General features: G+C 66.7%; 19 protein-coding genes, 1 tRNA gene and 4 pseudogenes. 6 read left to right on the forward strand and 18 right to left on the reverse strand.

Annotated features, from left to right (window positions below):
* Positions 1-131: 131 nt before the first annotated feature.
* Both OG718_RS51715 and OG718_RS51720 read left to right on the forward strand, forming a co-directional pair.
* The gene (locus tag OG718_RS51715; protein ID WP_328847575.1) at positions 132-767 is read left to right on the forward strand and encodes a DUF6461 domain-containing protein; all 636 of its coding nucleotides are present in this window, start codon (positions 132-134) and stop codon (positions 765-767) included.
* A gap of 273 nt (positions 768-1,040) precedes the next feature.
* Positions 1,041-1,114, forward strand: a tRNA-Met gene (locus OG718_RS51720).
* Between the two features lie 392 nt (positions 1,115-1,506).
* Here OG718_RS51720 and OG718_RS51725 read toward each other — a convergent pair.
* On the reverse strand, positions 1,507-2,073 hold the full coding sequence (locus OG718_RS51725) for a hypothetical protein (protein WP_328847576.1): 567 nt from the start codon (positions 2,071-2,073) through the stop codon (positions 1,507-1,509).
* Between the two features lie 221 nt (positions 2,074-2,294).
* Positions 2,295-3,113 carry a hypothetical protein gene (locus OG718_RS51730; RefSeq protein ID WP_328847577.1) on the reverse strand — a complete coding sequence of 273 codons (819 nt, stop codon included), beginning with the start codon at positions 3,111-3,113 and terminating at the stop codon, positions 2,295-2,297.
* 425 nt (positions 3,114-3,538) lie between these two features.
* Here OG718_RS51730 and OG718_RS51735 point away from each other — a divergent pair, with 425 nt between their 5' ends.
* A complete protein-coding gene (locus OG718_RS51735; protein WP_328847578.1) occupies positions 3,539-5,881 on the forward strand; it encodes a hypothetical protein in 2,343 nt (780 codons plus the stop codon).
* Positions 5,882-5,963: 82 nt separating this feature from the next.
* Here the strand turns inward: OG718_RS51735 and OG718_RS51740 are convergent.
* From OG718_RS51740 to OG718_RS51780, 7 genes and pseudogenes are all read right to left on the reverse strand, one after another.
* A pseudogene (locus OG718_RS51740) lies at positions 5,964-6,709 on the reverse strand (IS982 family transposase).
* 85 nt (positions 6,710-6,794) lie between these two features.
* Positions 6,795-7,730 (reverse strand): GNAT family N-acetyltransferase, encoded by a 936-nt coding sequence (locus OG718_RS51745; protein ID WP_328847579.1) that lies wholly within the window; start codon positions 7,728-7,730, stop codon positions 6,795-6,797.
* 216 nt (positions 7,731-7,946) lie between these two features.
* On the reverse strand, positions 7,947-8,456 hold the full coding sequence (locus OG718_RS51750) for a helix-turn-helix domain-containing protein (protein ID WP_328847580.1): 510 nt from the start codon (positions 8,454-8,456) through the stop codon (positions 7,947-7,949).
* 185 nt (positions 8,457-8,641) lie between these two features.
* Complete coding sequence (locus OG718_RS54560) at positions 8,642-9,094, reverse strand: hypothetical protein (RefSeq protein WP_443055311.1); 453 nt, start codon at positions 9,092-9,094, stop codon at positions 8,642-8,644.
* A 140-nt stretch (positions 9,095-9,234) separates the two neighbouring features.
* The gene (locus tag OG718_RS51760; RefSeq protein WP_328847581.1) at positions 9,235-9,753 is read right to left on the reverse strand and encodes a DUF4232 domain-containing protein; all 519 of its coding nucleotides are present in this window, start codon (positions 9,751-9,753) and stop codon (positions 9,235-9,237) included.
* Positions 9,754-10,042: 289 nt separating this feature from the next.
* Positions 10,043-11,523, reverse strand: a pseudogene (locus OG718_RS54565) (ISKra4 family transposase); the annotation flags it as partial.
* A gap of 44 nt (positions 11,524-11,567) precedes the next feature.
* Positions 11,568-12,014: a hypothetical protein gene (locus OG718_RS51780; protein ID WP_260695757.1), complete on the reverse strand. Its 447-nt coding sequence runs from the start codon at positions 12,012-12,014 to the stop codon at positions 11,568-11,570.
* Between the two features lie 673 nt (positions 12,015-12,687).
* Between OG718_RS51780 and OG718_RS51785 the strand changes: the two genes are divergently transcribed.
* From OG718_RS51785 to OG718_RS51795, 3 genes and pseudogenes are all read left to right on the forward strand, one after another.
* Positions 12,688-13,212 carry a PadR family transcriptional regulator gene (locus OG718_RS51785; protein WP_328847583.1) on the forward strand — a complete coding sequence of 175 codons (525 nt, stop codon included), beginning with the start codon at positions 12,688-12,690 and terminating at the stop codon, positions 13,210-13,212.
* A pseudogene (locus OG718_RS51790) lies at positions 13,209-13,727 on the forward strand (ABC transporter ATP-binding protein); the annotation flags it as partial. The gene OG718_RS51785 and the pseudogene OG718_RS51790, both read left to right, overlap by 4 nt.
* 64 nt (positions 13,728-13,791) lie before the next feature.
* Positions 13,792-14,077 (forward strand): annotated as a pseudogene (locus tag OG718_RS51795) (IS701 family transposase); the annotation flags it as partial.
* A gap of 161 nt (positions 14,078-14,238) precedes the next feature.
* Here the strand turns inward: OG718_RS51795 and OG718_RS51800 are convergent.
* The 9 genes from OG718_RS51800 to OG718_RS51840 all read right to left on the reverse strand — a co-directional run bounded on the left by OG718_RS51800 (position 14,239) and on the right by OG718_RS51840 (position 23,767).
* Positions 14,239-15,171, reverse strand: coding sequence for an aldo/keto reductase (locus OG718_RS51800; protein WP_306942956.1), 933 nt, complete (start codon positions 15,169-15,171; stop codon positions 14,239-14,241).
* 28 nt (positions 15,172-15,199) lie between these two features.
* Complete coding sequence (locus tag OG718_RS51805; RefSeq protein WP_328847584.1) at positions 15,200-15,622, reverse strand: aldo/keto reductase; 423 nt, start codon at positions 15,620-15,622, stop codon at positions 15,200-15,202.
* Positions 15,623-16,040: 418 nt separating this feature from the next.
* Positions 16,041-17,537, reverse strand: coding sequence for a HEAT repeat domain-containing protein (locus OG718_RS51810; protein WP_328847585.1), 1,497 nt, complete (start codon positions 17,535-17,537; stop codon positions 16,041-16,043).
* Between the two features lie 910 nt (positions 17,538-18,447).
* The gene (locus tag OG718_RS51815) at positions 18,448-18,819 is read right to left on the reverse strand and encodes a nuclear transport factor 2 family protein (protein ID WP_328847586.1); all 372 of its coding nucleotides are present in this window, start codon (positions 18,817-18,819) and stop codon (positions 18,448-18,450) included.
* Between the two features lie 465 nt (positions 18,820-19,284).
* Positions 19,285-20,127: an alpha/beta fold hydrolase gene (locus OG718_RS51820; RefSeq protein ID WP_143643263.1), complete on the reverse strand. Its 843-nt coding sequence runs from the start codon at positions 20,125-20,127 to the stop codon at positions 19,285-19,287.
* Between the two features lie 65 nt (positions 20,128-20,192).
* Positions 20,193-21,536: a glutaminase gene (locus OG718_RS51825; RefSeq protein ID WP_328847991.1), complete on the reverse strand. Its 1,344-nt coding sequence runs from the start codon at positions 21,534-21,536 to the stop codon at positions 20,193-20,195.
* Positions 21,537-21,562: 26 nt separating this feature from the next.
* Positions 21,563-21,955 carry an N-acetyltransferase gene (locus tag OG718_RS51830; protein ID WP_328847587.1) on the reverse strand — a complete coding sequence of 131 codons (393 nt, stop codon included), beginning with the start codon at positions 21,953-21,955 and terminating at the stop codon, positions 21,563-21,565.
* A gap of 76 nt (positions 21,956-22,031) precedes the next feature.
* Entirely contained in the window at positions 22,032-22,700 is a 669-nt protein-coding gene (locus OG718_RS51835) for an NADPH-dependent F420 reductase (protein WP_328847588.1), read from the reverse strand.
* Positions 22,697-23,767, reverse strand: coding sequence for an LLM class flavin-dependent oxidoreductase (locus OG718_RS51840; RefSeq protein ID WP_328847992.1), 1,071 nt, complete (start codon positions 23,765-23,767; stop codon positions 22,697-22,699). The genes OG718_RS51835 and OG718_RS51840 overlap by 4 nt, the downstream gene beginning before the upstream one ends.
* Positions 23,768-23,784: the final 17 nt, after the last annotated feature.

Genomic DNA, 23,784 nt, shown 5'->3' on the forward strand with positions numbered 1-23,784 from the left:
CAGTGGAGTGGCGTCTCCTTGAGGGAGACGCCTACTGGGTGGACGTCGGCCAGCCGGTGGATTGATACCCGCGCGGAATGAGCGGTCCGGCCTGCGCAGTGGTGGTTGGGTTAATAAAACGAGGCAGCACCGTGATTATCGACATCTTCCCGAACTCGCAACTCTACGGAACTGGGTACTGTGCCCTCTTCGTGAGAGGGATTTCCCCCACCGAGCTTCTGACCAGGGTGTCAGGAAGAGAGATTCAGCCGGTCCCCTTGACCCGCCTCGAAGCAGATGCCGTCAAAGCGCTCGGGGAAGACATTGACGAAGATGACGTCCCCGAGCTGAACACGGATGAGTTGAACAGCAGTGGCATGCTCCAGAACAGTGGTCCGCTGCTGCGTGCCGGAACCCACGGCGACTGGTCCTTCGTCGTCGAGTCGGAAGGACCGTACCTTGCGAGTGACGAAATCCTCGCCTCCGTTTCCCGCGACACGGTCGCTCTGTCTGTAAGAGTGAGCGAGGCAGGATCTACGTGGATCTCGTATGCGGAAAACAGCGAGATCCTCTCGTCCTTCGACCCTCTCTTCCCTCGGCATGACTACGGAAAGCGCCCCGCAACCCTTGAGGAACTCACCGGGTTCCGGGAGGCCATCGACAGCGGGGACCGCTCAGGAGCGTACGAAAACGCAGTTCGGAAGATTCAACAGGAACTACAGTGCGCCATGCCTCAGGAAGCGGACGCCGCCAAGCTGCTTGCTGTCCGTGTTGCTGGAGTGTATTGACCACGAGATCCTGATCTCCGCGTACAGCGCTGCGCGTGGCTCAAGACCGCCCGGCCGTCTGCGAGTTCGGCCATGGGCTGCTGTGTTCTGCATGCGGGCAGGCTGAGTCAAGCCCTTGGGCGGGTGCGCGGCATGTTCGATCAGCCTTTGCCGCTGTCCGTCCTGGTTGGTGAGTGCTCACGGCTCCACCAACGTCGGCTTCGCCTCATAGAGGCCCTGCGGGAGACGGTGGTCTTCGCACCCTCTGCGATGGCGTACGGTAGGAATCGCCGACGCGGGGTGGAGCAGCTCGGTAGCTCGCTGGGCTCATAACCCAGAGGTCGCAGGTTCAAATCCTGTCCCCGCTACTGCTGAAGGGTCCGGATCCACACGATCCGGGCCCTCTCGCATTCCTGGGACGGGCCCCACTCTTGACTCCTGCCGGCGGTATGCCCGGCCATTTGGCATCCCTTCGCACAGCTTGGGTAGGCCTTCGCCGTCATCCAGACCGCACCCAAGCGGCCGCCACGCGCCCGAACTTGGGGCCGGCGCGGGTGCACGGCGATGGTGCCCGGTGTACGGGCGGTCCTGGCACCTGGTTCGGGATTTCGCTGATTCCTTGCGGAGCAGTCGTGGTGCGGCAGGCGCCCGCGGACCGGCCGGTAGCCGGACGGCTCGGCCCTCGGCAATGCAGAGCTCGCCCACAGGACTGCGGCAGCGACAAACGTCTCGACACAGGGCCAGGCCCGCCCATGTGCACTCACCGACCGCTAGACCTGAGTGAAGGGCTTGTCGACGTCTCTGCTTCGAGGGTGTGCAGCCGGTCTCTGCCTGATCTCGCAGGGGCGTCCAGTTCCGCACGCAACGCTTCGTTCTCGACCACCAGTTCGGCCTTGCTACGCCGAACTCCGGGTGGTTTCCGGGTGGAGTGGCTGGGCATCCGGGAGCGCTTGTCCGGTGGGGGAGCGGCGACGGGCTCCAGCGGCTCGAAGGCGACGATCACGGCGGGGTCCAGACCGCATTCCGGGCAGCGCTCCTTGTCGCCGTGTCCTCCATCGGGCCGGGGGCTTTTTTGGAGACGGGTCGCCTCGATGACGTGCCCGCAGTACAAGCGCAGCCGCCATCGCTGCAGCTCCCACGCAGGAGTCGGAGGACCGAGGAGATCCTGCATCTGCTCGCAAATGCTGTCTGACCAGCGAGGCGCCTGGGCAACGTGGCGTTGAAGCCACTCATGGACTTGTACCGCCTCGTGCTGCCGGCTGTGGTCGGCCCGGGTCAGCTGGTAGTCCGCCAAAGGCACGCCATGGCGTAGATACTCGGCTTCCATCTCGGTGACGGTAGGCAAGGCGAGCACCGATCTGGGAAGAACCTTCAAGAGCTCAGCCCGTTCGGATGGCCCGCCCTCTGTCGCCGGAGGGCTCATGGCCACCGCATGTACAGCAGCTCCCTGCGTAACTGCGGGAGTGGTTCACGGCTGTTGCGCACTGGTCCTGCGGATTCGTCTATCTGCTGCGTATCAAGTCCTGGGTTCGTATCCGCAGTGTCTTCTCAGGTGAGGGAAGTGACGAGGGAGTGCAGGGGGTTGGCCAGTTCGGGGTGGTCGCCGCGGGAGCAGGACTGGAGGAGGTCGGCGGCGACGACGAGGAGGGCCGTGGTGCCGGCTGGGGTGTTCAGGATGGGCAGTTCCCGGCGGATGGCGGCGGCGGTGGCGGGTGCGAGCAGGGAGTAGGCGTACAGCATGGCGGCGTCGTAGCCGAGGGGGGCGGTGCCGAAGCCCTCCCAGTCCAACATGATGGGGTCCTCGGTGATGTTGGCGAAGTGGAGGTCGCCGTGGGCCGTGACCCAGTGCGTGATGTCCGGTGCTGGCACCCCGGCGTGCTGGGGGAGGGCCCGTACGATCCACTGCTGCCGCACGGCGACGCGAGTGGTGCGGGTGGCGGCGATGGTGTCGAGATCGGACCGCAGGCGCGTCCACCATGCCGGGGCCAGGTTCCGTTCGGTGCGCAGGACGGGCTCGGGTGAACACGTCGGACTGGTGATGAACTCCAACAGCTCTGCGCGGAAGGCGAAGCCGTCGTGGTCCAGGTCGTGGAGGCCGTGCAGGGCGGGTTTATGCACGGTGGGGAACGCGGCGGCGGCCTCTGCGGTGCCGTCCCAGAGTTTCCCGTTCGCCTTCTCGGCGGGGGCGGAGACAAGGCGCAGCCAGCAGGCCCCGTGGGCAGGGTGGCCGGCCTGCTGGCCGAGGGTCCGTCCCTGGTAGCCCCACTGGCGGGGGCCGGTGAACGTGATGCCGAGGGCGTGGGCGGCGGCCGACTGGGCGGCCAGGGTGCGCTGTTCGTCAGTCCGGGTGGTGGGGGGCGAGTACATCGAGGGCCTTCCGCAGGGTCTCGGCGGGCAGAGGCGGCTCGTTGAGGGCGGTGCGAGCGGTATCCCAGTGTGCCGGAGTCGAGGCCGACAGCAGCACTCTCGAGACGCCGGGGCAGGACGCGACGGCCAGGAGGCAGGCTTGGGCGATGCTCAGCCGGGGGTGAAGAAGATCCGCGAGCTCGACGGTGGCCAGGGCCGGCAGCCCTCCGCCGTGAAGGGGCGCGGAAGCGTGTACGTCCCATCCCCGGGCGATGGCGTCGGCGATGGGTCTCGGCCGGGGATGCGGTCGATGAGTCCGGCTTGGTTTTCAGCTCTGTGACCGCAGGCGCGTGCAGGTGCGGCACAAGGGCGTCGTCCGGTGGCTGGCGGGCCTGAGACATCGCCCCGATCCTGGGAGCATGGGGTCGGCTCGTCAGGAGGCGGCAATGGGCCTTTACACCAACCGCGGCCGCGGGGGATGGACCGAGCTACGGGTCCATGGCGTCTCGGGCACGCCTCCTGCATCCTCGCTCGACCACCCGGGCGTCGCCCTCATCGCTGGAGACGCGCAGGCCGGCTGCTACCGGCGTCAATGGCAGACTGCGCCGACGGGAGAGGACACCGACGGATTTCGGCGCGAGGCCTACTCCTGGGGCGGCCTGACATCCGGCGACGGACAACGGGCCCTGTGGCTGCTGCTGTTGCCGTTCATGCTCCTCAATATGGCTTTCTTCACCGACCCGGGCCATCGCGTTGGTAAACCCGGCCTAGCGGTGGCCTTCCGCACCACCGTCCAGCGGCTGCTCGCCCTTTCGCTCACCTGTACTTACGTCCTCGGCGCTGTCTCGGCCTCGGTCGATCTGGTCGGCTGGCAGTGCGGCAACGCGACCGTCCGGCCCTGTGCCGGAGACGAGAGCTGGTTGCGCTGGCTGCACTACGGCTGGCTCGACACCCCCGGACGCCATCTCACCGTGACGGCCGTCGTGCCGATCGCACTGGTCATGCTGCTGTGGTACCTGGGAAACAAGACCTGGCAGGCCGCGGAAGCGCAGCCGGTCCTGCAGAGCACTCCAGCCCCCATTGTGCGGACGCCGCTGGAGGACCGTCGTATGTGGAACGGCCGCGGGCCGGTGCGCCAGCTCCGATCCCTGCACATCGCTGCCGCGTTCGCCGTCATCGCAGTGTTCCTGCTGGCCCCGCTGCTCGACCGTCCGCATGAGGCCTTCTGGGACAAGGAGAACCGGGATACCTGGGCGGAGTTCTTCCGTGGCTTGTGCCTGGCGCTGGCGCTCGCCCTGCTGGTGTTCGTCGTCTTGATGATGGTGCTCCCCAGGACCGGACGGCGCACGCGCCCCAACGGCTGCGACGAAGCCTCCTCCGAGTCTGACCTCTACCGTGTCCTGCCCTGGGCCGCGCTCGCTCTGGTCATCGGGTCGGGAGTGGCCGCCTGCTGGGGATCGAAAAGCGCCAGACCACCAGCCGCGGGCCAGCTCCCCTGGGAAGTCACCTGGATCCACACGCTGTTCCTCGCCCAGGCCACGATGCTGGTGGCGCTCCTTCTCTCCCAACTCGTCACCCGCACGCGCGACAAGGCCCGGCCTGCGCAGAACCTTCCGCGCCAACCGTGGGGAGGGTTGGTCCTGACGGGCGTCGCGCTCCTCGGCTGGGCGCTTGCGGGCGCCCTGGCCGCAGGGGTGATGCTGCGTATGGCCGAGATCCTGGGTGCGCCTGCCGCGGCCCAACGCCGAGGCAGGGAACAGGCCCAGCTGATCGTGCCGGAAGCCTACTTCTGGGCGGGTACCGGCGCCGCCCTGCTTGCCCTGGCCGCCGTCGTCATCGGAGCCGTCTCCTGGCTGTCACAGCATCGTGTACGCCGCGCCGCCGCCCAAGGGGTCGAACAGGCTTATCCCACCGCACAGAACGATCCCCGCCGGGCCGCGGACATCGCCACAGCCTGGGCGCGGGCACAACTGCTTGAATCCACCGGCCGGAAGACTCTCGGTGTCCTTTTGGCGACAGCGGCGACCGTTGCCGTCGCAGGTGGCGTCGTATTCATGGTCGACCCGGCTTTTGTCACCAACCAGGGATGGCTCGTCTTTCTCGCCAACCTCGTCCTCAGCGCCGCATTCCTGGGACTCCTGTGGGCCGGGCGGCAGGCGTACAAGAGTCCGCGCTTCAGGCGCACCGTGGGCATCCTCTGGGACGTCGGCACGTTCTGGCCGCGCGAGACCCACCCGCTGGCACCGCCCTGCTACGCCGAGCGCACCGTACCTGATCTGCTGAAACGGGTGGAGTATCTGGCCGGAGGCGACCAACTCGCCCAGCGCGGGGAAGTGATTCTCTCCTGTCACTCCCAGGGATCGGTGATCGGCGCAGCCGTGGTCCTGCAGACCACAACCGATACCAACCGGCATGTCCGGCTGCTCACCTACGGAAGCCCGCTCACACGTCTGTTCGTACGGTTCTTCCCCGCCTACTTCAACGCGATGAGCCTCGAACGGATCGGCGGGCTGCTGACGCCCGGGGACGGCCCCGCCCGGTGGCGCAACCTCTACCGCCCCACTGACCCGATCGGCAGCTGGATCCTCGCACCGGCCGGGCTTCCCGGGGAAGGAGCTACCGTGGGCCTCGCCCCGTCTCCCGTCGACCGCCAGCTCCTCGACCCCGCCGCGTTCGCCCGCCTCGCGGGAGACCCCGTCTATCCGCCAATCCTGGGCCACTCGAACTACTTCGCCGACCCCGCCTTCGAGGAGACCGTGCAAGCTTTCCGTGAGGGCAGGATCCTCTGACCCGGTCAGGCATTACGGCTTTGCCGGTCATGATGGTTAGCCGTTAGCCGTTAGCCGTTAGACGAGTAAGTCTGATCTCCGGTCAGTGGTCATAGGCGATCAGTGACCGGGCGAGCGGGGCTTTGGTTGCATTGTTGTGCCACATCGCGGCGGCCATCGCGAGAATGCGCTGAGCGACGCGAATCCCGACTCCGGCGCAGCTGCGGCTGCTGTGGTCTTCGAGGTCGAGCTGACCTTTGAGGGTGTCGTTCACCGACTTGATCAGTTGCCGCACTCTCTTGAGCATCGGTTCGCCGTAGCGGGCCTTCTCGTCCTTGCGGAACGGCCGCAGTAGTGCACACCAGATTCAGCTTCAGCCCCCAGTAGAACCGCGAGTGGCTGGCGCAGCACCCATAGCCCGCCCATCCGGCCAGGTCCGAGCCTTTCACCGTTGGCCGCGACATCGGGCAGGGCACCGGGGTGGAGCCCACGATCCAGCAGTCGTCCAGCCAGAAGTGCTCGACTTCGCCAGCATCCGGATGACCCGCTCGACAGGCCGAGCGCGGACCGCAGCCGCTTGTTGTAGCCGGATTGCTGAGTAGGTACGGGAACATCCCGGTGAGGTGCTTGCCGGCGTAGCGCAGCCGGTGCGTCTCGGAGGTGAAGCCCGAGCCTCGACTGGGCGAGCGCGAGGCACACGAGTTCGGAGTCGGTCAATGCCGGGGACCTGCCCAGCCGTCGTGGTCCCGCCAGCTCGTCGTCGATCTTCACGTACAGGGCGGTCGGAAGGGTCTCGATGTCGTTCGTCGCACAACGATCAACGAGATCCTTCTCCCTTTGCGCCCGCAGGACTTCGGACCTACTCGTCCAGCCCTACCAACCGGGGTGGGGAGGGGCCGCTCAGTATTCGTTACGGCGCGGGAGCGGCCCCCGCTCACAACCGGCGGGTGAACTCCCGGCGGTCGGCGAAGTTCTCGTAGCCTGCCCGTTCGAAAGCCATGATCATGGCGGTGTTGGCCGCGTCGCAGTCGCCGCGGATCTCCTCGACGCCCGCTTCGACCAGCAGCCGCGTGCCGCGGGCCACCACCGCCGTCGCGTAGCCGTTGCCGCGGTAGGCGGGAGACACAGCCACCAAGCCGATCACCGCGGTCGAGGGGTTTCGGGCGGGGAGGCTGATGGCAGCCGGCGTGCCGTCCGGAGCGTAGCCGATCTCCCACCACCGGGGTTCGTACGAGAATTCCTCCATGTCCGTGAAGAGGCTCTCCGCGGCACGCCGGGCGCCATGCCGGGCGAGCGTGGCGGCGAGTTGGGCGTCGGCGCTGGTCGGCAGTGCCTCGGCGAGGAGAGCGATGAACGGCTCACGGCCCAGACTGGGCAGGGAATGCCAGGTCAATCGGTCATCATGCGAAGTGAGTTCTACCCCGGAGCGGCGGCGGAAGCGGCGACCGTCACGGGCCCGCTCGAAGCCCGCCAGACGGAGCAGCTCGGCGCGCCGCTCCGGCTCCGCCTGGTACTGCGGCGGCTGCGTCGGCGAGTCGGTGACGTGCTCCAGCTCCGAGGCACCGAGCGAGTCGGCCAGGGCGACGGCCTCGGCCAGCAGCGCCCGGCCGGTGGCCAGGCCGGGTTCGTCCCACGGTGTCTCAAGGAGCACCAGGGCCATCGGGACGTCGTTCCCGGGGAGGGTCCACAGCGCGGTGGCCGCGGTGAGCCGACCGGCCTCGTCCTCCGCGACCAGGCACCACTCCGGCCGGGTGCACTTCTTGGCAAGTAGGTCGGTGAGGTAGGCGGCCGTCCCGGCGTTGCGCTCGGGCTGCTCGGAGTGCTGGACGAGGGCAGGTAGTTCGTCTGGGCGCGCTATACGTATAGGCATGTACCGGGATCATCCTGTCTCTCGATGACGTAGCTGGCTTTGCACGAAATCGCCACCCAGTGGCTCCGGCAGGCCGGGCTGTTCCTGCCCTCGTCAGACCGACCGTCATTTCCCGGCCTACGGACTGGATACTGTCGGCCTCCTGCCGCAGCGGTGGATCCCATAGCCGATCGGCGGTGGTCGTGGCCTGACGCAGGGCGGTGCGGCGTAGGCATCTCATTCCACCGGGTAGCGCACCACCAACACCCCCTCCACATCCCTCCCCACCGCCTCGTACAGATGCGGTACATCCGCCGCCCACCGGGCGTGGCCGCCCGGGCCCACTTCGAACGGGGCGGAGGCGGGACCGACCCGCGCCGTGCCGCTGAAAACCAGCAAGTGCTCCTCGGTGCCCGGCACATGAGCAGCTGAGCGCTGCACCGCGCCGCCCTGAATGCGGATGCGATACACCTCCGACACCGCAGCCGCGTCCTGCACATGGTCCGTCAGCGCCGCGTGCACCGCCGCGCCCTGCACCGGGGCGGGGCCGATGACCGTGCTTAGCGGCGCATCGAGGGCCGTGGTCAGCGCGTACAGCGTCTCCAGGGTCGGATTGCGCTGGCCCGTCTCCAGTTCCGAGAGCGTGCCCTTGCCGACGCCGGAGCGACGGGCCAGTTCCGACAGCGACAGGCCGCGGTCCTGGCGCAGACGGCGCAGCCGCGCGCCCACCTCCTGGGCCAGTTCCATAGTTTTCCGCCCCTTACTGCGCCGTTGATGCATTGGCGGTGACGCGACCAACGTTCCACAAACAGAACGTTCTGTAAACAGAACGATCGTGGCGATACACAGGCATCGCGGCGCAGGCGTGGCTTCGGACTTACTCGTCTAGGCGCTGTTTCTCGAAGGGTGTAGCTCTCCTGCAGTGGGATCGTTCAGGCCGTCAGGCGGTAATCGGCCTGGTCGAGGCGGGGATAGAGACGTGTGTGTTCCTGACGCACGTGACAGCGCCAGTAGGCGGTGAAGTCGCCGTTGCTGATGATCGCGCGGAGTGGGAGGAGGGCTTCGGCTCCGGGGGCGCTCCAGCGGCTGCCGGTGATCGCGAGGCGGTCGGCGACCAGATGCCTGGCCGCGCCCTCGATCACGCCGCTGCCGATCGGCCGGCCCCGGGCGAGCGCCCGGTCGTAGCGGAGGAAGTCGCGGGCTTGGTGCGTTTGGATCTGAACGGTGATGAGGTAGTCGACGGTGCCGCCGATGAAGGCGGGGATTGCGGCCCAACCTGCCAGGGACAACGGCCACGCCAAGCGTTGTGGGCCGACCTTGGCTGGTGAGGTAATACGGATCAGGACCTCATACGCGACTGCCCGGCCGAGACGCGCACCGTTCAAGACGAAGAGGAGCCTCCACCCCGGCAAGAGGACTTCCGCCGGATGGAAACTCCTTGGCTAGCTGTCTGTCGCCCGCCACCAGGACAGGAGACGGGCGACGCTGTTGTCGACGGGCGCCGTGGAGGCGCCCGTCGCGGGGGTCAGCTGTAGGGGACGGCGTCGGCGGGGTCGGCGTGCCAGTTGGTGGCGAGGGGACGGTCGACCTGGACGGTGTGGGGGAGGTCGAGGGTGACGAAGTTGTCCTCGTCGCCTGTGACCGAGAGGTGGAGCTTCTCGAACAGCCTGCCGTTCTCGTTGTTGGTGGACTTGGGGTTGATGCCGGCGTAGGCGGCGGCGGAGCCGGAGAGGACGACGTCGTCGCTGACGCTGTGCTCGACGGGCCGCAGCTCGGTGTCGGCGGCGGAGCCGAAGGACGCGGAGGGGAAGACGCCCTCCAGGTAGCAGGTGATGCCGGACTTGGCCTTGGCGGTGACGAGGAGGTAGCCACCTGCCTGCGTCTTCGAGGTGATCTTGAAGGTCAGGTCGTTGGTGGCACAGGCCCGCGCGGCGGTGCTTCCGCTGTCGGCGGTGGCGGCCGGGGTCGCGGTGGCAGCGAGGGCAGCCGCGGCGGCCACGGCCAGGGCGAGGCGGGCGGAGCGGGCGGCAAGTCGCGAACGCATCGAAGATCTCCATGGTGCGGAAGTGGGTCGTCCAGCGGACTGCTTGGACGGCCACAGCTTGTTCCGTGATCTGTTCCGCCCGCCACAAAAAACGATCATGTTGGGACGCTGGAACGCTGGAACGGGCGCTGACCAGCAGAAATGCTGGCGGCCTGGAACGGGTGACTGGGACGGGCGGCCGGGACGGACAGCTTGGATCATCACCTGGCCCCACCGACTTCCGGGGCGTTCTCCTCCAGCCACGGGACAATCCTGTTCGGGCGCGGCTCTCCTGAAGTGAGCTTGAGGGTCAGGCTCTGAGTTCGTAGTGGTGCTGGTCGGGGTGAGGATGGAGACGTTCGCGTTCCCGCTGGGTGTGGAAGATCCAATATTGCGGGAAGTCGCCGTTGCTGATGAGGGCACGCAGGGTGAGAACGGCTTCGGCGCCGGGAACGCTCCATCTGCTGCCGGTGATGTCGAGGCGGTCGGCCACCAGATGGCGTGCGGCTCCTTCGACGATGCCGCCGGCGATGGGCCAGCAGGCTTCGAGGGCCTGGTCGTAGTGCACGAAGGCGGCGTTGTTCTCCAGGCAGTGGCAGGTCTTGTCGATCGTGGCGCGTTGTTCGTCGGTGAGGTGGCCGCGTGCGGCTTCGCTGCGCAGGTCACGGACGGCGCCCGAGGCGTCGCCGGCCAGGATCCTGGCGGCTTTGAAGCCGGCCCAGGTCTCGGCGGCGGGATCGGCGGCGGTGTGGAAACACCGTGCGCTCGCCCACAGCTTCTCGATGACGTGCACGATGTCGAGGACGATATGGATCGTGACCGCCCGGCGGTCGGCTTCCTTCTGGGTCAACTCCAGCTGGTGGGCGGCGCCGTCGACCAGCACCACCCAGCATCGCTGGTGCTGCTGGTCACGGGCTTCTGCCTCGTCGAACGCGGCGGCAATCACCTGGTCCGCGTCGTGTTCGACGGAAGCGGTGAGCCACTTCGCGCGGGCTTTTGGCCCCTTTCTCGGGATGCGGCCCGTGGCGCGGCCGCCGGGCGGGGCGATGATGTCATGCGGCCGGCGCGGCGCCGGGTCCGCGTCATGCACCACGGCCAGGGTTGCCATCCGCTTGCGACCCGTCTTCTCCCCGGCGGACAGACGGGTGCGGAAGGTGCGGGTAGCACGCTCGGCGGCCTTGCGCGTCGCCTCCCGCACATGGCCGGGGAGCATCACGATCCCCTTGCCGTCGACGCTGAGCACCAGCAGCGTCGTGTGGGCTGTGGGAGGAGGGGTGCGGCGGCATAGAAGGCGGCGATGTCCACCGCGGCCGCACGCACCAGCTGTTCGGCCTGGCGTTTGCCCAGTGGACCTGTCCCGCAGTGGCGTCCGACCGTCTCGACCGCCTGGTCGTAGGAGCCGCGGACGGCCTCCAGCACCGCCAGCCGGCGCAGGGCCCAGGCTGTGACGCCCACCCGGGAGCCCCAACACCGCATCGGCCGGGTAGTAGTTGGGTTGCTTCGGGGCGCGCAGTGCGCACCGGGTGATGGTCACCGTCCCGACCACGGTGGCCAGTTGACGGCGCTGCTTCTCCAGACGGGTGCGGCCCGCGGTGAGTGCGGCCCGGCCTCCAGGGCCGTGAGGTGTGCTTCTTCCTGGCGGGCACGCAGGTCCAGGTGGCCCTGCAGGAGGAGACGCGCCAGTTCCCTCGCCCCGTTCTCCGCATCCTGCTCCACCTGCTCATGGGGCAGGAACAGAGCATCGGGACGGGAGAAGGAGGCTCCGAGCTGAGCTGAAGCGCGATAGGTGTCACAAAGGCAGGCTTGTTGTCCCCGAGGTCGGTGGCCCTCTCCCTTTACGGAGAGCCTTGACCGCTGAACCCGGAGTCGTGTCCCCCGGCGGGCCGATGTGGTCGGCGTTCCGGAAGCCGTGTGATCACGGCGCTCACTGCCAGCCCGAGCGTGACACCGACAGCGGAGCCAACGCTCTGCGCCCAGGCATCGTCGAGGGAGCCGGGCAGGACGGCTCTTGTGAGCCGGCTGGCAACCGACAGGACTGTTACCGCGGCCAGTATGGCCGTCCAGCGGTACCGCACCCCGTCGATGATGTCGCCATAAAAGAGGAGCAGCAGTACCATGCCGAACTCCTCGTCCCAGCCGATCGCAGTGAGCCCGGCCCCGAAGGCAAGCGCGAACAGCCAGAGCCCCACCAGTTGCCGGGCGAACGTGGGCGGCTGCCGTGTTGCACCACGCGGGGGCCAGAAGAACCGTGTGATGTGCTGGATAACCGCGTACTTCTGCATGACTCGCGTCCCGATCCCCCGGGGTAGCCGACTTCTGCCGACGCTCAGTAGTAGGACGCACAGGAGCAGGACGCGGTTGTGGTGAAGTGACGCCGGATGTCGTCTCGGGAAGCGAGAAGCTGTCGATCTTCGCTTCTGGTGACAGAAGGGCTGCCGAATGAGCATGTGTGACAAGCCGCGTGCCTTGCTTGTGACAACCAGGCCGCTTCAACCGGTCCTGTACACCGGATCTTCTGCCTCCTCTGCTGACAACTTCCGTCCTTCGGCTCACGCGTACGGAGCAACCTGAAGAGCTAATCCCTTCCCAAGGGCATCCCGAGGGAGTGACGCAGTTCTTGGGATGTTCGAGTCGGGTGCTGGATGTATGCCGTTCTGAGGAACGGGCCCTGATGCCTCTCGCCAGACCGGTGACATCCAGCACCCGCGAGCGTCAACACCCATCACCTCGGCCACTCGTTGGTGTTGGTGGGGCGAGCCCGCTCCGCGGTGACCTCTTGGTACGCCCGAGCCTCGAGCTTCCGCGCAGACCGAGGCCCGTGGGATGCGCTGGTGCCACGAACGGCTCGTGAGGTGGCGGCACATCCGCGCAGCGGTTGATGAAACGCAACACCGTTGTACGAGTCCACACACTGCGTATACACCATGTGTATACGCAGTGTGTATAGTGCTCCGCATGTCCATTGGTCACACACTGCTAGGGCTCCTGGAGTCCGGGCCCCGTCACGGTTACGACCTGAAGCGGGCCTTCGACGAGAAGTTCGGTCACGACCGGCCGCTCCACTACGGCCAGGTCTATTCGACGATGTCCCGGCTGCTGAAGAACGGCCTCGTGGAGGTCGACGGGATAGAGGCGGGCGACGGCCCCGAACGCAAGCGGTACGCGATCACCGAGGCCGGTGTCACCGACGTCCAGCGGTGGCTCGCGACGCCGGAGAAGCCGGAGCCGTATCTCCAGTCGACCCTCTACACGAAAATCGTCCTCGCGCTTCTGACGGACCGTGACGCGGCCGACATGCTCGACACCCAGCGCTCGGAACACCTGCGCATGATGCGCGTCCTCACCGACCGCAAGCGCAAGGGTGATCTCGCCGACCAGCTGATCTGTGACCATGCTCTCTTCCATCTCGAGGCCGACCTGCGGTGGCTGGAACTGACCGCCGCGCGCCTCGGCAAGCTCGCTGAGGCGGTGACTCGATGAGCCCCGTAGGCTCCCTGCTCGTGGCCCGCGACCTGCGCAAGGCCTACGGCCCCACCAACGCCCTGGACGGCGCCGAGTTCTCCATCCACCCGGGCGAGGTCGTCGCCGTGATGGGCCCCTCCGGCTCCGGCAAATCGACTCTCCTGCACTGTCTCGCCGGCATCGTGCCGCCCGACTCGGGCTCGATCACCTACAACGGCCGCGAGATGGCCACGATGAACGACTCCCAGCGCAGCGCGCTGCGCCGTTCCGAGTTCGGCTTCGTCTTCCAGTTCGGCCAGCTCGTACCGGAACTGACCTGCGTCGAGAACGTGGCACTGCCCCTGCGCCTCAACGGCTCCTCCCGCAAGGACGCCGAGCGCACCGCCCTGGCCTGGATGGAGCGCCTGGAGGTCGACGACCTGTCGGGCAAACGGCCCGGCGAGGTCTCCGGCGGCCAGGGACAACGCGTCGCCGTGGCCCGCTCCCTGGTCACCAGCCCACGGGTGCTGTTCGCCGACGAGCCCACCGGCGCCCCGGCGACCAGGTCCGTGCGTTGGCCGGTGAGGATCTTGAGGTCGGTGACGGTCTCGTCGCCAGTCCGTCTACATCGCCTTACTGCCCGTCGGCACCACGCTGGACGAGCTGATCCGCACCGCGGGCAGCCGATGAGCTGTGGAGGAGTGATTCCAGACCGCGAAGCAGGAGTGCGGCCTCGACAACTACCAGATCCCGCCGCTATCCCGGCTGGCACCGCCGCATGACCCTGGCCATGGCCGCCCACGCCTGCCTCACCGTCCTGCGGGCCCGCCAACTGGATACGGAGAAAGCAGAAACGGATCCTCCCAGCTCATCCACCTCAGTCTCGCCGAGATCCGACGCCTGATCACCCGCCTCACGGGCCGCCGCCCCACTGCGGTCGACGACGTTCTGCACTGGTCACACTGGCGGAGACGACGCCAGCACCACGCCCGCATCAGCCACTACAAACGACGCGGCAACATCCCCTGAAACTGCCCAGCACTCAGAACAAGCACCGTTGCAGAACTAGGGCACCCTGTAACCAGCGGCGCGGAACAGTTCGTACCACTCGGATCGAGTGAGCGGGATGTCGGAACCGAGCGCGGCGGCCGTGACGCGTTCTGGCGTGGTCGTGCCGAGAACGACCTGCATCTGCGCGGGATGGCGCGTGATCCAGGCGACCGCGATCGCCTCGGCCGGCACGCCGTATTTGTCGCTCAGCCGGTCGATCACCGCGTTCAACTCGGGGAAGCGTTCGGAACCGAGGAACGGGCCGTCGAAGAATCCGGCCTGGAAAGGCGACCACGCCTGGATGGTGATGTCGTGCAGGCGGCAGTAGTCGACGATTCCGTCATCACGTACGACCGACTGATCGAGGCCCTGCATATTCGCGGCGACGCCCTGCGCGATCATCGGCGCGTGAGTGATCGACAGTTGCAGCTGGTTCGCCACGATTGGTTGCGTCACGTGCTTGCGCAGCAGGTCGAGCTGTCGGGGGGTCTGGTTGGAGACACCGAAGGCACGCACTTTGCCTGTCGCCGACAGCTCATCGAAGGCGCGGGCCACCTCCTCCGGCTCGACGAGAGCGTCGGGACGGTGCAGCAACAGGATGTCGAGATAGTCCGTGCCCAGTGCCTGGAGTGAACCGTTCACGGACTCGATGATGTGGTTATGAGAGAAGTCGAAGTACGGCCCGTCCTTGACGATGCCGGCCTTCGACTGAATGACGAACTGCTCACGCTCCGACGAGCTGAGCTTCATGGCTTCAGCGAACCGACGCTCGCAACCGTGGTCGTCCGAGCCGTAAACGTCGGCGTGATCGAGGAACGTGATGCCGGTGTCGCGCGCAGTGTTCACGAGCCTGCGCACCGCCTCGTCGGTCATGTCCTGGATGCGCATCAGTCCAAGGACGACGTTGGGGACCACCATGTTGGTGCCGGGCAGGATGAAGGTCTTCATGTGACTCTTTCGCTGTGACTTGAACGTTTCAGACGGAAGGAAGTACGAACTGGTCAGCTGCGAGCTCCAGATCGGCCGCGGCTGCGGAGCCGCGGATGCTTGCGGAGCGAGAGGCCCAGGTGACCGGGATGACGACGGGCGCAGGCGCGAGCTCCCAGGCGGGCGTGACTCGGTAGACACTGGTGCCCGCCTCGTCGGCGGCCTGCTGGAACGCGCTGTGACGTTCTGCGAGGTCCTTCGCGTTCGCGATGCTGCCGAGCGGGCTCCGGGACAGGAAGGCGGGGCCGGGCTTGGTGCGGTGATCGAGTTCTCCCCAGCTGGAGCGGAAGGCGGGCGAGAACTGGTTCTTCACCGACATGAGCCGACCGCCGAGCACTTCGTGGGCTACGTCGATCTGTGCGACGTCGGCGTTGGAGATGCCGGCCATCATGACGACACTCTCGTCGAGCAACGCCCGTATTGCACCGACCGGGACTGTGGGGTCGGACGATGGAACTGGTAGGGACCGATCACTTCGACGCCGAGTCGACGGGTAGGGCTGATCGCGGAGCCGGGCCGGTCGCCGGGGGTGCGATGCTGCATGAGTCTCCTCCTCCCGGACGCCTTGGCGAGTGCGCGGTGCGGCGTCGCGTGCTCACTCTAGAAATCGCCGATCTGGAAATCCAACAGCTGTTGGTTCTGATATTGAGAACTGCGGGATGTGAATGGATCCGCACCAGACGCCCGCGGTATGCGGGACCTCCCCAAAAGGTCACCTGAACCTGGAGCTGTGGCTGGAGTTGTACGAGTCCGAGACTGTGCTGAGCTGGGCGGCTGCGGAGTGAAGGGTGGGGAGTGTCACCGGTGTTGCCGCCGTGACCCCTGCGTGGTCAGTTGTTCCGGCAGTCGTCCAGGGCCCGCAGTGTCTGGGCCGCCGCTTCGCGTACGAAATCGGATGGGTCCGAGTCCAGGGCGGTGAGCCGGGCGCGCAGCCGCTCCTCGCCCGAGGGGAGTGTGCCCGTCTCCTCCACCCAGTGGGTGATCCCCTGCACGGCGGCCTGGCGCACCCCCGTATTCGCGTCGTCCAGGTGCCGCACGAAGAGCGGCAGATCGTGCGGGGTGCCGGAGTCCGTCGCATTGTGCGGGTCCAGGAGCGACAGCGCGGCGGCACGGACAGAGGGGGAGGGGGTCCGGTCCACCAGTTCTCGCAGACCGGGCAGGGCTTCCGCCAGATTGGTGAGGACGCTCTCTGCCACCCAGACCAGAGTAGCGTCGACGCCGAGACGGGCCACCAGTGCCCGGGCGACCGCCGCGCGTTCCCACGGCCGAAACCCGGCGTCCGCCATGGCATCCAGGCCGCGCAGCGCACCTCCGCACACCTCGGGTGCGGCATGGTCCAGCAGAGGGAGCAGCAGCCACACGGCGTCCCATCTCCCCATCTCGCCGTAGGCCTTGGCCGCTGCCGCGAGTGTGCAGGTGGGCGTTGCCGGGTCGGTGAGTGCGGCCCGCAGGAGTTTCGTGGCAGTCCTGCCGCCGACGGACCCCAGGGCAACAGCGGCCGACGGGCCGGCCCGCTCCTCGCTCAGCCAGCGGGATGCCAGTTCCAGCAGCCGTTCGTCCCGCGATCCCTCGAGCAGGAACAGCAGTTGTGTGGCCATCTCCGGGTCCCGCTCCGCCTCCAGAGTCGCGAACAGCGCGTCCTGCACTTCCGGCCGTTTCACGCGCGCCAGTCGGAAAGCCACGGCGCGGCGCACCTCGGTGGAAGGGTCGTCGGTCAGAACTCTCAACAGCGACGGCAGCAGCCGTTCGGTGGCCTGGTCCGCCAGCATCAACAGGGCGCGCGCACGGACGGCGTCCTCGCCCCACTGGGCCGTACGGACCAGCTCTGCCTCGACGTCCGGGTCCTTGTGGAAGTCCCAGACCATGGCCCACGCCGGACCCGAGAGGCGGTGTGCCGGATCACTCATCAGCCGGACGAGCGCGGGAACATCACCGGGCACGCCCAGCTCCCGCAACGCCTCCAAGGCGTTGATCCGCAGGTGATGGTCGGGGTCGCCGAGCAGTCGCGCATAGGCGTCCACGACTTCGCGGTCGCTCAGCCCGAGCCGGATCGAAGCCAATGAGGCCCGTCTGCGCACCCACGGATCGTCGTCGCCCATCAGCGCGGGCAGGACCTCCGCCCCGGCCTCGGGGACCCCCAGTCTGCCCAGGCCCACCGCCGCGCCTTCCCGTACCTCGGGCGCGGGGTCGGCGGCTGCCCGGACGAGCACCGCGGCGTGCTCGGTGCCGCCGAGTTTGCCGAGCCCCTTCGCCGCTGCTGCCCGTCGCCAGGTGTCGCCCGTCTCCAGCTCTCTCAGGAAGAAGGCAACCTGATGTTCTGTCGCCATGCGCACCCCGGGAAGTAAGACTGCCGAACCGACGGAAGGTTGCGCCGACGGGCGCCTACGTCAATCGTCTAAGGGCGGGGCAGTAGGCACGAGACTTCGCCGAAAGTGATCGAAGCGCCATTTCGATACCGACCGGGATCGCCCTGATGGCGCTGGTCCTCTTCATACCTCTGATTGGGGTCGCCGTGGAGGCTGGGATTGCAGGTGTGGGATTGGTCTGCTGGCTGGCTGTCCTTGCCATGGCGCACGCGGGCATCGCGACGACTCGCCGGTTGATCAGCGCCCGATCGATCCTCCCGGAACACGAGGGCAGGACTGATTGGATACGTGACTGGATTGATGGGCAGCGGCTCCGCCCCGGTCCCGCCGGCTGGTGGCTCCTTCGTGGCCGGGTCCTGCGCGGTGGGCTCCTTCTTGGTGAGCGGGGGTGTTGCGAACGCGGTCCGGATGTAGCTGTGATGGGCACCGACCGTATTCGCCAAGGGCTCGGCGAGATTCCTCCGCAGATGCCAGCCGTCCGCGACCTGCCTGGCCTGTGGGGCACCCGCTCGCGCACCTTCCGCGTAGGCGCCGGCCCGGTCTCGGCAGATGATCTCCACCTCGGGGTGTCCGCGCAACCAGGCGGCCGGCGGGGCGGCGTCTTCCCTTTGCGGGCAACACATCGAGAGGCCGACGGGTGTCCAGGTCGACCAGGAGCGTCGGGCAACGCCGACCCAGGGGGCGCACCCAGTGCTTGCCGACGCCAACAGGCGTGGTGGGCTGGGAAGATCGCCGACCTCACGGGACGCCCGTGAGGTCCCCGGAGTCCTGTTGCGTCCCTGAGCCCGTGGTCGGCCGGAGGCCGTGGAGGCCGCGCGTTTGCTCCACCGCCGAAGCGGAGTAGGCCTGGAGCTATAGCGACTGGGCCAGCTCAGCCGGGGAGACGGGTGAACTCGTTGCGGAGATGGCTGATGAGACCCTGAGCGTCGAGCGTGGCGTGTTCTACCCCGGCGACGGTGATGAGGCTGCCGTCCGTCTTGCGTGCTGCGCAGACCCACTCGGCCTTGAGGGTGCCGTCATCAAAGACCGTGGTGTTCCAGAAGTGCTTCATCTCGGCGTGGTCGGCGAAGTGGGCATGGTAGAAGGCGGCGATGGCCTCACTGCCCTGCGCCGGCTCCGGGCCGATCTCGACGGTCGCGTCCGCCGCGAAGAGCGCCAGTGTTTCGTCCAGAGCCGCTTTGTCATGGACCGCCCGGTCGGACAGCCCCATGTAACGGTCCAGCGCGGTGGAGCTCGTGGTCATGATGGTCGTCACACTCCTCTCGTCATGTTGGGGTTCTTGAACGATGAGCCGGACGGAGCCGTGAGCTCGTCAGGTAGTCCTTGGTCCGGAAACCCGCGGAGGTGTAGAGCGGCTCCCATCGAGTTCGCGTACAGGTAGGCGGTCCGGCGCCCGCGACGAACGGCCTGCGCGGACCAGTTCCGCCGAGCGTCAGGAACATTGCCTCCTGGCTGCCGACGGTGAGGGCTTCGTCGATCTCGAGGTAGCGGGCGCCCCGGTCGTGGATGACGCCCTTCGTCCTTCGCGGGGGCAGGCCCGTCAAGCCATCCCCTGAGAACAGCCGCACCCCCGGCTTCTCCCTCCTGCGTCTGCAGGGCGTGTGTAGCGCCTGAACAGCAGCTCGGGCACTACACACGCCTCGTCAACTTCGATAACGCGGTTTCGGCGTCAGGATGAGTCGCCTGGAGAACAGCCAGTCGTCCACCGTCACTTCGAGAGAAAGTCGCGCAGCGCGGTGTTGACCTCGTCGGCGTGGGTCCAGAGCAGGCCGTGCGGCGCTCCTTCGACCTCGACGTAGTCGGCCTCGGGGAGCGCCTTGTGAAATCGGCGCGCGGTGACGTCGATCGGGAGGATGTTGTCGTTTGTTCCGTGCAGGATCAGTGCGGGCTTGCCGCTCGCGCGGACCGCCTCGACGTCGGCGCGGAAGTCCTCGATCCATGCCGGTACGACCGCGTACGCAGCCACCGGAGCGCTGCGGATCGCGACGTTCCAGCTAGCGGTCACGACCTCCTCGCTGATACGAGTGCCGAGGTTCTCGTCGAGGTTGTAGAAGTCCGCGTAGAACTGCTTGAACCAAGCGTATCGATCCGCTTTTGCGGTCGCGGCGATTCCGTCGAATACCTCCTGCGGCACCCCGCCGGGGTTGTCGTCGCGGGCGACGAGAAACGGCTCGAGTGAGGCGAGGAAGGCGAGCTTCGCGACACGCTCATGACCGTAGCGACCCACGTAGCGGGCAAGTTCCCCGGTGCCCATCGAGAAGCCGACAAGGACGACATCCCGCAGGTCGAGGGTCTCAAGGACCGTGTTCAGATCAGCGGCGAAGGTGTCGTAGTCATAACCGGAGCTCACCTTCGACGACTGGCCGAAGCCACGACGGTCATAAGTGATGACCCGATAGCCCTGGGCCAACAGCTCGCGCGTCTGACGTTCCCAGCTGTGTCCGTTCAGTGGATACCCGTGGATCAGGACGACCGGCTGTCCAGAACCCTGATCCTCGTAATAGAGCTCGACCGGCGTGCTGTTCTCCGTGCCTACGCTGATGTAACCCATGATTTCTTTCCCTTCCGACCGACGAAAATGAATGCCGACCCATGTGTTTGTGTGGAAACTGTGCGTTATCGGGGGTGGGTCAGAGGTTTCTTCTTTCCGTATGAGACCGGCTCTTGTGCCGAGCCGGCCCGCGCCGGACTCGCGGCCTGATCCACGTTATCCACGACTGTGACTCGGCCGCCATCGCCGGGATCGGGATCCGGCATGATCGATTCTGGATCGACGAGGTAGACGTCGTGACCGCTCAGCGTCAGCCGGCGTACGACCTCGAGTAGCATGCGCCGCGCCACGTCGTTGATCGAATAGACCCTTGTCAGGTCCAAAGCCACTCTGACTTCCGAAGGCGAGGTGTCCACGGCTTCCTTGACCACTCGCTCGGCTCCGGCGAAGCCGAGTCCACCTTGCAGTTGCAGAACCCGGAGCGCGTTCGGTCCGCTGCCCACGACATGGTTGGATCGCACGACCGCAAGCGCAGCGGCGGGAACTTCCATCGCGTGTAGACCCGTGTCTGAAGAGAATCGTTCGAACAGTGACACCCCGCGGACGCTGTTCCCGTGAGTGTCCAAGCGTGGTGAGAACGTGGCAATGCCGATCTGTCCGGGGAGCACGCCGATCAGGCCCCCGGCCACTCCGCTCTTTGCCGGAATTCCGACCTGGGTCGCCCAGTCACCAGCGGCGTCATACATTCCACAGCTGAACATGACGCTCAGCACGTGACGCACCACCGCTTCAGGCACCACCTGCTCACCCGAGAGGGGATTTGTCCCGCGGTTGGCCAACGTCGCGGCCATCATGGCCAGATCTCGCGTGGTGACAAGCACGGAACACTGGCGGGTGTAGCCGTCCACGATGGTTCTCGCGTCCCCGGTGAGGATGTTGTGGCTGCGGAGCATGTGTGCAATGGCGAGGTTGCGGTGCGCGTTCTCGATCTCTGACGCGTATACCGTTTCATCCATCTCCAGTCGACGACCGGCGAACGCTGAGAGGCCGTGGAGCACGCGCTCCACCCGGCCTGACGGATTCAGGTCCTCTGCGCCGGCCAGTGAGTGAACGGTGATCGCACCAGCGTTGATCATGGGATTGAGAGGTCGCCCGGTACCGCTTTCGAGTGATATCTCGTTGAACGCTTCTCCAGAGGGCTCGACACCAACTTTGGCGAGCACGGAGCCGAATCCGCGATCAGACAGTGCCAGGGCATATACGAACGGCTTGGAGATCGACTGGATCGTAAACTCGATATCGATGTCACCGGCGCCATATACCTTTCCGTCAAGCATAGCAAAGGCCGCGCCGAGGTGCTCGGGATCCGCAGCCGCAAGCTCAGGGATGTATCCCGCCTGCTCTCCGGACGTGTCCGACTCCACATCTCCGAGCACCTCAGCAAGATAGTCCGGAATTATTGGCCGCATTCGTCCCCCATGCGTAATTGCAATCTTCACGCTTCGCCGAGCGTGGCGCGCGTGATTACTCCTATGTCGTCAGGTGTCGGCTGGCGGAACACACCGCCACTCGCGCTAAATTTGTCGCTGTGCACCCGCAGGTGACGAGCAAACATCGGACACAGGGGCACGACGGTGGCATTTTCGCGAATGCTGTCAGTGAGTGCCTTGCACACCAGAAGCTCAACCAGATCACGTCCATCGAAAACCTGGCACACCTCGGTATGGAAGAATATCCGCTCTTCGCGTACATCGGATATGACGACGAAGTCGGCCGTGCCTACGGGTATTTTGTCGGCGCGTCTGATGGTGTAGCAGCTGATCGGGCTTGCCAGATCGAGATCGACCGTCACAGATGCACTGGTGTCGTCAGTCAATTCCTGAGTCATCTGACTGTCCTTCTTTGGGGAGAGTCACGGCATGGCCACAGTTCTCCAATTCGACCGAGTCGATTCTGTTTTTCTGTTACGAGTGCTCAAGAAGTCTTGTCGGAGCAGGGGTGGCGGTAAGCGCGCGAAGCCGGTCGGCGTCGACATTGGCTCCGAAGGCGGGGGTCCCGGGTTCGAGCCGGATGCCCGCCGCGAGGTCGCCGATGGTGAGTGGGTCGAATCCGAGAGCGTCTATCAGCGCAGACACGACGGCGAGATCCTCGGGCGAGTCACCAGCGAGCGCGATGGCCTTGCGTCCGAGGCTGTCGGCTGGACGAGCCTCGTCCTCGAGGTCGTGGTAGCCCATATGGTTGAGGGCTTTCACGACACGCGCGCCCGGCAGGAACCGCTGCACGAATTCGCTCGATGAGGTATCGGGCGGGAGGATCGCGGCGCGGGGACCATCGACCTCCCACCAGTGGTTCATCGCGTCGATGACCAGCTTTCCTTCCAACTGCGGAACCGGGAGGTTGCGGTGCTTGCCGAGCGGGAGAGCCAGGACCACCACGTCGGCGGAACCCGCGGCCTGGGCCGGCCACACGGCGGTCGCTCCAGGGGTGAGAATCTTGGCGGCAAGCGCGATCTTGGAGGGGTCACCGGACCCGGAGATCAGGACTCGACAGCCGGAGGCGACCGCCAAGCGCGCCAGGACGGTGCCGACTTTCCCGGCTCCCAGAATCCCGATAGTGGTGGCGGGGGCGGTCATCGTGTCGCTCCCGACGTGGCCGCGGGCTGCTCGGTCAGAAGCTCGCGGACCCGAGGGATGACTTGGGTGCCGTACAACTCGACCGAACGTAGACGTGCGGAGGCTGAAACGGTGCCGGCGGCGGAGTAGATCATGTCGAACCGGCCCGCGTTCAGTACCCGGACAGCATGGGCGATCTTGGTCGCGACCGTCTCGGCCGAGCCGACATACAACGATCCGCGGTCCACCTCGGCGGCGAATTCTTCCCGGCGGAGCGGCGGCCAGCCGCGCTGCGCCCCGATCCGGTCGCGGATCTCCTTGAACCCAGGGTAGAAGAGCTCCTTGGCTTCTTCGTCGGTGGATGCGACGAAGCCGGGCGAATGCATTCCGACCGGCTGCGCGGTCGTGCCGAACTCCTCGCTGGCACGCTGGTACAGATCCACGTAGGGCGCGAACCGGTCGGGGGCGCCGCCGATGATTGCCAGCATGAGCCCGAAGCCGTATTGAGCGGTGCGGAGCACGGACTTCGGTGTCCCGCCAACCCCTACCCAGGTGTTGAGGCGTCCCGAATCGGTCTTCGGGTACACGTCCGCATTGTGCAGGGCGGCGCGCGTGGTGCCTTCCCAGGTGACCGGCCCCTCTTCCAGGAGACGGTGGAAAAGGTCGATCTTCTCCTCGAACAGCACCTCGTAGTCCTTCAGGTCGTACCCGAACAGGGGGAACGACTCGGTGAAGGAACCACGTCCGAGGATCACCTCGGCGCGGCCGTTGGAGAGCGCGTCGACCGTGGCGAACCGCTGGAACACGCGCACAGGGTCGTCCGAGGACAGCACTGTCACGCCCGAGGCGAGCCGGATGCGCTCCGTGGCCGTCGCGATGCCCGCCAGTACTGTCTCGGGGCTGGAGATCGCGTACTCGGATCGGTGGTGCTCGCCCAACGCGACAACGTCGATACCGACCTGGTCGGCAAGGACCGCTTCGGTCACTGTGGCGCGGATCGCCTGAGCGTGCGAGACGATCATGCCCTGGTCGTTTCGGGGCCGGTCCCCGAAACTGTCGATGCCGAACTCGATTTGCGAGACATCCATCGTGTTCACTTCGTTCA

It is taken from the genome of Streptomyces sp. NBC_00258 (assembly GCF_036182465.1).
Lineage (GTDB): Bacteria > Actinomycetota > Actinomycetes > Streptomycetales > Streptomycetaceae > Streptomyces.